The organism is Pseudomonas sp. GD04158 (assembly GCF_029834875.1).
Lineage (GTDB): Bacteria > Pseudomonadota > Gammaproteobacteria > Pseudomonadales > Pseudomonadaceae > Aquipseudomonas > Aquipseudomonas hydrolytica.
This window is the reverse complement of record NZ_JAODYT010000101.1, coordinates 1-11131: the sequence shown is the minus strand read 5'-3', so window position 1 is coordinate 11131 and position 11131 is coordinate 1. Positions and strand designations below refer to the sequence as shown.

10 protein-coding genes are annotated in these 11131 nt (G+C 66.7%); 3 read left to right on the top strand and 7 right to left on the bottom strand.

Translation table 11 applies throughout. The annotated features are described in order from the left end of the window. The coding region (locus tag N7333_RS22320; protein ID WP_279859400.1) for a nitronate monooxygenase at positions 1 to 573 on the bottom strand (573 nt) is incomplete at its 3' end. After that, positions 545 to 1753, bottom strand: a complete 1209-nt coding sequence (locus tag N7333_RS22315; RefSeq protein ID WP_129481876.1) for a YbfB/YjiJ family MFS transporter — start codon at positions 1751 to 1753, stop codon at positions 545 to 547. The genes N7333_RS22320 and N7333_RS22315, both read right to left, overlap by 29 nt. Positions 1754 to 1847: 94 nt before the next feature. Here N7333_RS22315 and N7333_RS22310 point away from each other — a divergent pair, with 94 nt between their 5' ends. Together N7333_RS22310 and rlmJ are read left to right on the top strand one after the other, a co-directional pair. After that, positions 1848 to 2717, top strand: a complete 870-nt coding sequence (locus tag N7333_RS22310) for a LysR substrate-binding domain-containing protein (RefSeq protein WP_129481875.1) — start codon at positions 1848 to 1850, stop codon at positions 2715 to 2717. Positions 2718 to 2761: 44 nt separating this feature from the next. Continuing rightward, entirely contained in the window at positions 2762 to 3610 is an 849-nt protein-coding gene (rlmJ, locus tag N7333_RS22305; protein ID WP_129481874.1) for a 23S rRNA (adenine(2030)-N(6))-methyltransferase RlmJ, read from the top strand. A 79-nt stretch (positions 3611 to 3689) separates the two neighbouring features. Here the strand turns inward: rlmJ and N7333_RS22300 are convergent, their stop codons facing one another. The 4 genes from N7333_RS22300 to N7333_RS22285 form a co-directional block, all read right to left on the bottom strand. Next, positions 3690 to 4943: an HD-GYP domain-containing protein gene (locus N7333_RS22300; RefSeq protein ID WP_096827520.1), complete on the bottom strand. Its 1254-nt coding sequence runs from the start codon at positions 4941 to 4943 to the stop codon at positions 3690 to 3692. An 83-nt stretch (positions 4944 to 5026) separates the two neighbouring features. After that, entirely contained in the window at positions 5027 to 5224 is a 198-nt protein-coding gene (locus N7333_RS22295) for a putative motility protein (protein WP_041772794.1), read from the bottom strand. Positions 5225 to 5234: 10 nt separating this feature from the next. Further along, positions 5235 to 5894 (bottom strand): peptide-methionine (S)-S-oxide reductase MsrA, encoded by a 660-nt coding sequence (msrA, locus tag N7333_RS22290; RefSeq protein WP_129481873.1) that lies wholly within the window; start codon positions 5892 to 5894, stop codon positions 5235 to 5237. Between the two features lie 51 nt (positions 5895 to 5945). Beyond that, positions 5946 to 8669, bottom strand: coding sequence for a GGDEF and EAL domain-containing protein (locus N7333_RS22285; RefSeq protein ID WP_129481872.1), 2724 nt, complete (start codon positions 8667 to 8669; stop codon positions 5946 to 5948). 162 nt (positions 8670 to 8831) lie between these two features. On the opposite strand from N7333_RS22285, the gene N7333_RS22280 reads away from it, so the two are divergent. Then, on the top strand, positions 8832 to 9338 hold the full coding sequence (locus N7333_RS22280) for a hypothetical protein (RefSeq protein WP_036987361.1): 507 nt from the start codon (positions 8832 to 8834) through the stop codon (positions 9336 to 9338). Positions 9339 to 9490: 152 nt separating this feature from the next. On the opposite strand, the gene aceF is transcribed toward N7333_RS22280, so the two are convergent. Then, the coding region (gene aceF, locus N7333_RS22275; protein ID WP_279859398.1) for a dihydrolipoyllysine-residue acetyltransferase at positions 9491 to 11131 on the bottom strand (1641 nt) is incomplete at its 5' end.

Sequence of the window (11131 nt, the reverse complement as noted above, 5' to 3'; positions counted from 1 at the left end):
GCGGCTCAGGTCGAAATCGAGAAAGTGTCCGCGATGGCCGCCGGCTTCCAGGCCCTGGGCGATCACCGCATCGACGCCTTGCGCCTGCAGCCACAGCGCCTCGTTCAGGGTGGTGGCGCTGGAGAGGATCTTCGCCCCGCTGCGCCGGACTCGCTCCAGCAGATCCGGCTGCGGCAGGCCGAAGTGGAAGCTGACCACCGCCGGGCGAAATTCCTCCACCAGCGCGGCCGCTTCGGCGTTGAACGGCAGACGTCGGGGCCCGACGACAACGCTCGCCGGGTCTACGCCCAGTTCGTCATAGTAGGGCGCCAGCGCTTCACGCCACCCAGCCTCGCGGGCCGCGTCCGGCTCGGGCGGCACATGGCTGAAGAAGTTGAGGTTGAACGGCCGCTCGGTCAGCTCGCGCATCGCCTGCAGCTCCTGGCGCAGGGCGGCCGGCGTGAGCATGGCGCAGGGAATCGAGCCGAGGCCACCGGCCTGGCACACGGCGGCGGCCAGGCGATGATCCTGCGAGCCGGCCATCGGCGCCTGGATCAGGGGCAGGTCAGTGCCGAGCAGGGCGGTGAGAGACATGGGGTGGCTCCATTTCAGCATGGGATCGTGGTTCGGACACCTGCCAGGCCCACAGGACGGCCCAGAGCAATGCTGCGGTACCGATAAGGAAGCTGCTCGTGAGGCTATGGCCAGCGGCAGTCCAGTGTTGCACCAGCCAGGGGCCGAGCAACTGGCTGCCGCTGTACAGACTGATCAGCAGGGCGGCCAGGCGCAAGCCCTGGTCCGGGTTGAGGGCGCGGGCCAGGCGCTGGGTCAGCAATACGGTGCCGAGGAAGGTCCCGCCGACCAGCAGGGCGCAGGTCATGACGCCAAAGGGGCCGGGCAGCAGGATCGGCATCGTCACGCCGAGCAGTTGCAGCAGGTAGTTGGCCAGCAGGGCCCGACGATCGCCCAGCCAGGCGCCGGCACGATTCCACAGCGTCGCCGAGAGCAGGCAGGCGAGCGCCGTCCACCACCAGTTGCCGACCAGTAGCGGATGACCGGCGGGCAGCTGTTCGCGGGCCATGGCCGGCAGAAAGGTCAGTGGCAGGATGTAACCCAGGCCCGCCCCTAGATAGGCCATCAGCAACGCCAGGTTGTGGCTGCCGAACAATGCGCCACGGGCGGTCGCGGGTGGCTTGTCGGGCAGATCCCGCGCCAGGCGCCGCAGCATCGGAGCGCAAAGCAGCGCCAGGGGCAGGGCGCACAGCGCGATCGGCAGCCAGCGCATCGGCCCCTGCCATGGGGTGATGGCCACCAGCAGGCCGCACAGCAACATGCCGCCACCCAAGCCCAGATAGACCAGACCGCTCAGCGCCGTGGCCTGGCGCAGGGCAAGCCACTCCAGCACCAGGGCCGGGGCCAGCACGAAGACCACGCCGTTGCTGACGCCGTTGGCCAGGCGCAGGACGGCCAGCAGGTCGACGTCGTGGGTGAACACCTGGGCCAGGGTCAGGCCGGCATTGACCAGCAAGGCAGCCGGCAAGCCCTGGCGTAGGCCGCGCGGGTTGGCCATGAACAGCGCGAGCAGGGCGCCAAGCAGATAGCCGAGATAATTCCAGGTCGCCAACTGGGCGCCTTGGGCCAGATCGAACAGGCCGTCGTCGAGCAGCAGTGGCAGCAAGGGGGTGAAGGCGAAACGGCCCAGTGCGTGAACGACCACCAGCGCCAGTGCGGCGGCGAGCAGGGCAGTGAGGTGGGCACGGTCGAGTCTGGGCATGGGGGCCTCCGGTCGTGCTGCCCACCTTAGCCATTGTCGTTGCTTGATGGTTAGTGAAAAATATTGCGGTCTATTTTCACTTTTGGTGAATGTCATGGATGCCTGGCAACGACTCAATCCGCAGCTGCTGCGTTATTTTCTCGCCGTGGCTCGGGAGGGCTCGCTGAGCGCCGCCGGCGTGCGCCTGCACTGCGTGCCGTCGAACGTCTCGGCGCGTCTTCGGCAATTGGAGCAGCAACTGGACATCCGGCTTTTTCAGCGTCAGGGGCAGCGTCTGCGAGTGACTGCGGCCGGCGAACGCCTGTTGCCCCATGCCGAGCATCTGGAGCAGCTTTGCCAGATGGCCTGGCGCAGCGTGCAGGAAGATATCTGGAGCGGCGATCTGCGTCTGGGGTCGATGGAAACCACCGCCGCGGTGCGTTTGCCTGAGCTGCTGGCGGCTTTCCACCAGCGGGCTCCGCGAGTGAACCTGCAGCTCAGCACCGGGCCGAGCCGGCGACTGGTCGAGGGGGTGTTGTCAGGAGAACTGGACGGCGGATTGATCGGCGGGCCGTTCGAGCATCCTCAGCTCGACTGCCTGCCCATCTGGCAGGAGGAACTGATGCTGGTGCTGCCGCCCGAGCAGGATGGCACCCAACTGGAGAGTCGACCGCAGACTCTGCTGGGTTTCCCCGATGGGTGCCATTACCGCGAGCGCCTTGAGCGCTGGGCCGTCAGTCGTGGTTTGCAGGTGGCGGCGCGGCAGAGCTATGGCTCCATCGACGCGATCTTTGCCGGCATTGCTGCCGGCATGGGGATCGGCCTGTTGCCACGCAGCCTGCTCGACAGTCACCCGCGTGTGCATCTGGTGCACTACCAGGCCATCGCCCCGGAACTTGGTGCGACCAGCACGCTGCTGGTACGCCGCCGCGATGCCGCTGAGCATCCGCCGTTGGCCTTGCTGCTGGAGCTGATGCGCGCGTAAAGCCCTTCCAACGGGTAAACTTGGCGACCGCTTCGGAGACCTCCATGAACTACCGCCACGCCTTCCATGCCGGCAATCACGCCGACGTGCTCAAGCACCTGGTGCTGACCCGCCTGCTCGCCCTGCTGTCGCGCAAGGAGGCGCCCTTTGCCTACCTCGACAGCCATGCCGGGCTCGGCCTGTACGATCTGCAGGGCGATGCCGCCAGCCGTACCGGCGAGTACCTGGAGGGCATCGGCCGCCTATGGCAGGCCACGCAGCTGCCGGATGCGGTGGAAGCCTATCTGGAGGTGGTGCGGGCGATGAACCCGGATGGCGAGCTGCGCTACTACCCCGGTTCGCCGGAGCTGGCGCGCCTGCTCAGCCGTGAGCAGGATCGTCTGCAGCTCAACGAGAAGCACCCCGAGGATGGCCGCCTGCTCAAGGACAATATGCGTGGCGACCGTCGCGTAGCCGTGCATCTGGGCGAGGGCTGGCTGGTGCCGCGGGCGCTGATGCCGACCCGCGAGAAGCGCGTGCTGCTGCTGATCGATCCGCCCTTCGAAAAGACCGACGAGCTGCAGCGCTGTGTCGAGGCCTTGAACGAAGCGCACGGACGCATGCGTCAGGCCATCGTCGCGATCTGGTACCCGATCAAGGACGAGCGCCAGCTGGCGCGCTTCTACCGCGATCTGCAAAAGAGCGCCGCGCCCAAGCTGCTGCGTGCCGAACTTTACGTGCATGCCCCCGACGACGCCACGCGCCTGACCGGTTCGGGTCTGGTGCTCAGCAATCCGCCATGGGGCCTGGAGGACGAGCTCAAGCAGCTGCTGCCCTGGCTGGCCGACGCGCTCGGGCAGAGCCAGGGTGGCTGGCGCCTGGATTGGCTGATCGAGGAAAAGTCGGCCGGCTGAGCGAGCGGGCCGGTGCGCATGGCGCACCCCACGGCCACGCAGGCGTCACCTGGAGACGAAGTCGTCGCCGACGGGCCGCTCAAGCCGGCTTGTGGTTGGGTTCGATGTGATAACTCAGGTTGCGCCGCGGGCTGAGGTACTCCAGCACCTCCAGCGGTAGCTGCGCCGGTCGCAGGCTGCGAGCGATGGCCAGCTTCGGCTCCTGCGCGAGGTCGAGGATCAGGGCTTCCTCCTTGGCTACCTCGGCGTCGTAGACAATCAGCGTGGGCTTGAGCGCCTGGCTCGGGTTCATGCCCAGCACCAGCGCATAGCGCTCATCCTCCAGCTGTACCAGGCTGCCCGGCGGGTAGATGCCCATGACCCGGATGAAGGCCTTCAGCGCCACCTCGTCGAAGCGCTCGCGCTGCTGCTTGAACATCAGCGCCAGGGCTTCGTGCGGGCTCAGCGCCTGGCGCGGGTCGAGCGGGTTGCACAGGTTGTCGAAGTGATTGGTGATGGCCACCAGGCGGCTCAGCCGGCCGATAGCGGCTTCGCGCAAACCGCGCGGGTAGCCACTGCCGTCGCAATGCTCGTGGTGCTCGTGGATGATGCGCAGCACCTCGTCGTCGAGCATCAGCTTCTGCCCCATGCGCAGGCCGAAGTCGCTGTGCATCTGCAGCAGTTGCTGCTCCGGGCGGGTCAGCGGCTCCGCCTTGAGCAGCACCTTGCTCGGTACTTCCAGCTTGCCGATATCGTGCAGCAGGGCGCCGAGCCCCAGGCTGTGGCAGGCCTCGCTGTCGAGGCCGAGCTGGCGCCCGAGCAGCAGGGACAGCACGGTGACGTTGAGGGCATGGAAGTAGCTGTCCTCGGCGGCCTTGCCGGTAATGCCGTGCAGCACCACGCCGGGTGCGCCGAGCAGCGTCTCGACCATCGCGCCGACGATGACGCCGGCCTGGCGCATGGCATCTTCGGGGCGGCTGCGCAGCGTCTGGTTGAGGGTCTTGATGCGCTGACTGGCCTCGATGAAGCGGCGATCCACATCAGCCAGACGCGTACGCAGCTGGCGCAGCCTCTCGGCGCGCTGTTGGCGCTCCTGGCTTTGCGGGTCCACGGTCGGTTCGGCAGGCGCTGGCGGTGGCGTGCTTTCGGCCTGGGCCAGGGGCGGACAATCGCTGCGTGCCGGGTCGTAGCGCAGCTGCTTGAGCTTGAGCGCGCGCAGGGCGCTGATCTGCGCCTCGTCCTTGATCTTGAAGCTGCTGAAGGCGAAATCGTGCTCCCACCAACTCAGGTCCAGGTGAACGTAAAGACCGATGCACAGCTGCTCGGGGGAGATGTAAGGAGTGTGGGCGGGCATGCCGTGCTCGCAGGCTGGTGGCTATCTGCCCGCAGTTTAGTCCGCCACGTGGTCGCCGGGCAGCCTTTCTTCCGCTGGGACGGTCAGGCCATCACGTCGATGTGATTGCCCAGATGTGGCGGATTGCTAGGCGCGCTGGCCGGTGCCGCCGACTGCACCAGGCCGGTGATGTTGGCGGCCTGCAGCTCCAGGGTCTTGCGCAGCAGCAGGAGCGACATCTGCGCAGAGATCTGCGCCGATGCCTGACTGGATACCTGGCTGGCGATGCTGCTCAGTTCCACGATGGCTTACTCATGCTGCGGGCTCAGGGGGTAGGCATACGCCTGTTCCGCCCAGGCCGCAATAGCCGCCCGGATTCTTCGCCAGGTACTGCTGGTGATAGGTTTCGGCGTAGTAGAAGGTCGGCGCTTCGCGAATCTCGGTGGTGATGCTGCCCAGGCCGGCCTTGTCCAGCTCTGCCTGGAAGCGCGCCTGGCTGGCCAGGGCGGCCTCCAGCTGGGCGTGGTCCTGGCAATAGATGGCCGAACGGTACTGGGTGCCCTGGTCGTTGCCCTGGCGCATGCCCTGGGTCGGGTTGTGCGCCTCCCAGAACACCTTGAGCAGCGCGTCGAAGCTGGTCTGCTGCGGATCGAACACCACCAGCACCACTTCGGTATGCCCGGTCAGGCCGGAGCAGACCTCCTCGTAGGTGGGGTTGGGGGTAAAGCCGCCGGCGTAGCCCACCGCCGTGCTGAACACGCCCGGCTGCTGCCAGAAGCGCCGTTCCGCGCCCCAGAAGCAGCCGAGGCCGAATACCGCCTGCTGCATCTGCGCCGGGAAGGGCGGCTTGATCGGATTGCCGTTGACATGGTGCTGCTGCGCCACGGGCAGGGGCTCGGCGCGGCCGGGCAGCGCCTGCTCGGCGGTCGGCAGGGCGAGCTTGTGGGCAAGAATCTGGGAACGCAGAACCATGGCGGTCTCCTGAACTATGGGCAGCTAATGGACCATCGGCCGTGCGGGATGTTACGTCCGCTGGTCGGCCGGGTGGTGGCTCTCGCCCTGTGGGCGGCACGGGTAGCGGCGCAGGCTGTCGATCAGCTCGCGGCCGGGAATGGGTTTGTCGAACAGATAGCCCTGGCCGACATCGCATTTCTGGCGGCGCAGGAAGCCGAGCTGGGCGCCGGTCTCGATGCCTTCGGCGACCACCTTGAGCTTGAGATTGTGGGCCATGGCGATCACCGCCGAGGTGATTTCCATGTCGTCCTGGTTGTCGGGGATGTCCTTGATGAAGCTGCGATCGATCTTGATCACGTCGATGGGAAACTTCTTCAGGTAGCTGAGCGAGGAGTAGCCGGTACCGAAGTCGTCCATCGCCAGGGTCAGGCCCAGGCTCTTGAGACGGCCGAGCTGGTGGCGAGTGTCTTCGGTGGCCTCCAGCAGCAGGCTCTCGGTCAGCTCCAGCTCCAGCAGCCGCGGGTCGAGCTGCTCCTCGTGCAGGATGGCGGCGATGGAGCCGACCAGGTCGGGGTCGGAGAACTGCTTGGGCGACAGGTTGATTGCCACCTGCAACTCGCCCAGGCCGATGGCGGCGATCTGCTTGCTCATGCGGCAGGCCTGGCGCACCACCCACTTGCCGATGGGGATGATCAGGCCGGTTTCCTCGGCGACGCTGATGAACTGGTCCGGGCGGATCATGCCCTTTTCCGGATGGTGCCAGCGCAGCAGCGCCTCCATGCCGAGCAACTGGCCGTTCTTCAGGCACAGCTTGGGTTGGTAGAACACCTCCAGCTCGCTCTGGGTCAGGGCGCGGCGCAGGTTGTTCTCGACGAACAGCTTGTAGTTGGCCTCGGCATTCAGCGCCTCGGTGAACAGCTGGACCTGGTGCTTACCGTTGGCCTTGGCCTTGTGCAGAGCCAGACCGGCGTGCTTCATCAGCGTCTGCGGGTCGTCGCCATGCTCCGGGGCCAGGGCCAGGCCGAGGGAGCCGGTGATGCTGATCAGCTGATTGTCGACGAACAGCGGCTTGTCCAGGGTCTGCAGCACCTGATGAGCCACGCGCAGGCCGCAGTCCTGGTCGCAGCCGTCGAGCAGGATGGCGAACTCGTTGCTGGCGAAGCGCGCCAGGGTGCCTTTGGCGCCGAGGCTGTTGCGCAGGCGCCGGGCCAGGGCCGAGAGCAGCTTGTCGCCGGTCTGGTGGCCGAGGCTGTCATTGATGCGCTTGAAATTGTCGATGTCCACCAGCAGCAGACCGAGCGGCGGGCGCGGGCTATGGGCGAAGCGCTCCTCGAGGCTGCGGATGAAGGCAGGGCGGTTGCCGAGGTTGGTCAGGTTGTCGGTGTAGGCCAGGCGCTCGATGCGCTGTTGGGCCAGCTTGGCCTCGGTGACATCTTCGTAGATGCCGATGTAATGGGTCAGCTCGCCGTCGTCGCCATAGACCTTGGAGATCGACAGGTGGCCCCAGTAGGGCTCCAGATTCTTGCGCCGGCTGCGGAATTCGCCCTGCCAGCTGCTGTGCTCGGCGAGGCTGGAACGGGCATCGAACAGCAGATCGCTGAGATTGGCCAGGGCCGGCAGTTCGGACAGACGATGGCCGCAGACCTCGTCGCTGCTGTACAGGGTGATCGCGGTGAAGCTGGGGTTGACGTACTCCACCCGGCCGTCGCGGTCGACCAGCAGAAAGGCGCTGGCGCTCTGTTCGACGGCGCGCTGGAACAGGTGCAGGGCGCTGGTGGCGTGGCGCTTCTGCTGATTGATCAGCACCTGGGCGAACTGATCGGCCAGCTCGCCGGCGAAGGCGATCTCGTCGGCCTGCCAGGTGCGCGGGCCGCCAACGTGTTCCAGGCAGAGCACACCGACCACTTCGCCTTCGATGCGAATGCTGGCGTCGAGCATCGAGCAGATGCCCAGCGGCTGCAGGTAGCTGGCGGTCAGTTCGCAGGTACGCGGGTCGTGCTGGGCGTCATGGGCGTCGATGGCGCGGCCGCTGTGCAGCGCCTGCAGATACTGCGGGAAACTGCGCGCGTCTATCGAGGGCAGCTGTTCATGGCGGTCCAGATCGCGGCGGTACAGCGACACCGAGTCCAGATGGTGACTGCCCAGCTTCCAGATGCCGGCGCGCGCGACGCCGTAGACCTCGCAGGCGGCCTGGGTGATCAGTTCGGCCGCCTCCTGCTGCGGGTTGCTGGAGGCGTAGCGCTGGCGCGCCAGGCGCACGATCAACTGCTGCTGTGTGCGTGAGCGCGCCAGGTGCTGCAGGTGGTCATCCTGGGTGCGCTGGTACTGCTGCAGGGAACTGCGCAGTTGCTGGTTCTGCGTGTGCAGCTCCTGTTCGGTGGCGGCGTACCGATCGAGGCTTTCGTCCGCCACCAGCAGATAGCCGCGCAGCAATTGGCGGTTGCGCTGCTTGAACGGTTCGCCCACCTCCAGCAGCGTGAGGGCGCCCTGCGGCGTATGCAGGGTGTAACGCACCAGGTAGTGCGGACCTTGCAGCAGCTGCTGCTGGATGGCGTCGTGCAGGCGGTAGCGCGCCTCGGGTTCCATCAGGCTGGCGTAGGGAGCATCCACCAGCGCGCACAGATCGCTGGCGCTGATGCCCAGCTGGCGTTCGCAGGCCGGGTCGAGAAACAGCAGGGCCCAGCTTGGCTCGTTCAAGCGCTCGAAACGCAACATGCCGAGCCGCGAGGGCACTGGCAACTGCGTCACAACCTCGGCTGCCGAGCGGGTGCCGGCATCGGGATGGCTTTTCATTGGGCGTTGGGCTTCCAGTATGCTGACCAGGCGAGGCTTCCGTTCTCGGTACAGGGCCGCTGCCAAGGGGGCAGCGGCATGGACGGAGGCTAGGGCTCAGGCCTACTTCACTATAGCGTTCGGCAAGGGTGCATGATGCAAACGATACTGACAAGAAAACTCATGGCCATGGTGCTTGGCGGAGCACTTTTTGTGGCCATGCCGGCGGTTGCCAGCGCCGATGACGCGGCAACGTTGCAGGGCGCCGAGCAGGTTGCCTACCTCGATGGCCTCAAGCGCCTGTACCTGACCGACAACGAGCGCCAGGCGCTGCTGGCGCACAGCAATGCGCTGCTCGACACCTATGCCCTGCGCGCCGGCTACCAGGTCGGCCAGGCGCAACGCCAGGACCTGCTGTACCGCATCAGTCTCGGTGCGGCCGGCGAACTGATCCTGCGCGAGGAAAGCCGGGGCGCCGAGGGCACCGCCATCTCCGTGCGCAATCAGCGGTTCTCGGTGTTCGGCATCGATCCCTTCATCCGTTACGAGTGCCCTGCCGGCGGCGTGCGTTGCGTGCTGATCAATCCGGGCGACGGCAGCCCCTTGCTGACCATCCTGCGCGATCACCAGGGCGCTGCGGAGCTGGCCAAGGCTCTGAGCTTCCTGATTCGCAACGTGCAGAAGGGATAAGGCAGCCACCCACGCAGGCGCGTGCAGGGAGGCCATGCCCTGCGGCGTGTTCGCAGTGCCCCCGATGTGTTCCTGCCTGGCGTGCCGCGCCATAAAAAAACCCCGCCTGGATGGGCGGGGTTGAGGGACGAGCGTGGCGTGCTCGAAACGGTTTACAGCAGGATGGTGCGGATGTCGGCCAGCAGCTGCGACAGACGCTGGGTGAAGCGCGCCGCGGCAGCGCCATTGATCACCCGGTGGTCGTAGGACAGCGACAGCGGCAGCATCAGCTTGGGCTGGAAGGCCTTGCCGTCCCACACCGGCTGCATGGTGGCCTTGCTCACACCGAGAATCGCCACTTCCGGCGCGTTGACGATCGGCGTGAAGCCGGTGCCGCCAATGTGGCCGAGGCTGGAGATGGTGAAGCAGGCGCCCTGCATGTCATCAGCCGAGAGCTTCTTGGTGCGGGCCTTGTCGGCCAGTGCGGCGGCTTCGCCGGCCAGCTGCAGCAGGCTCTTCTGGTCGACGTTCTTGATCACCGGCACCAGCAGGCCGTCCGGCGTATCGACGGCGAAGCCGATGTGCACGTACTTCTTGCGGATGAGCGCCTTGCCGCTCGGGGCCAGCGAACTGTTGAAGTCCGGCAGTTCCTTGAGCAGGTGGGCACAGGCCTTGAGCAGCAGCGGCAGCACGGTCAGCTTGACGCCGGCCTTTTCCGCCACGGCCTTCTGCGCGACGCGGAAGGCTTCCAGGTCGGTGATGTCGGCCGAGTCGAACTGGGTCACGTGTGGCACGTTGAGCCAGCTGCGGTGCAGGTTGGCGGCGCCGACCTGCATCAGGCGGGTCATCGCCACTTCTTCGATTTCACCGAACTTGCTGAAGTCCACGGCCGGGATCGGCGGAATGCCGGCGCCACCCGTAGCGGCTGCAGCTGCCTGCGGTGCGGCCTTGGCCTTGTGCATCATCGCCTTGACGTACGCCTGCACGTCTTCCTTGAGGATGCGACCTTTCGGGCCGGTGCCGGCGATATCCGCCAGTTCCACGCCGAAATCGCGGGCCAGCTGACGCACGGCCGGGCCGGCATGCACCTTGGCGCCATCGCGCTTGGGCGCATTGGCGACTTCGGCGGCAGCAGCCGACAGCGAGGCGATGGCGCGCACTTCGGCGGCCACTTCCGGCGCCGCACCTTCCGGCACACGGTGCACTTCCTGGCTGGCTTGCGCCGGGGCGGGTGCAGAAGCAGAGCCGGCTACCTTGAGCTTGAGGATCAGGTCGCCGGTGCCGATTTCGTCATCCAGCTTGACCAGCACTTCTTCCACCACGCCGGCAGCCGGCGAGGGGATCTCCATGGAGGCTTTGTCGGATTCCAGGGTCAGCAGGCTCTGGTCGGCTTCGATGCTGTCGCCGGCCTTGACCATGATCTCGATGACCTTGCCCTTGGCGCTGGAGCCGATGTCTGGCACGCGTACGTCCTGCACGCTGCTGCCGCTCGGTGCGGCGGCCGGTGCAGGGGTTGCAGCGGGTGCGGCGGCCTGCGCGGGAGCGGCTGCCGGAGTAGCAGCTGCGGGGGCAGCGCCTTCGACCTTGAGCTTGAGGATCAGGTCGCCGGTGCCGATCTCGTCGTCCAGCTTGACCAGCACCTGCTCCACCACGCCGGCAGCCGGTGCAGGGATTTCCATGGAGGCCTTGTCGGACTCCAGGGTCAGCAGGCTCTGGTCGGCTTCGATGCGGTCGCCGACCTTGACCATGATCTCGATGACCTTGCCCTTGGCGCTGGAGCCGATGTCCGGCACGTGCACGTCCTGCACGCTGCT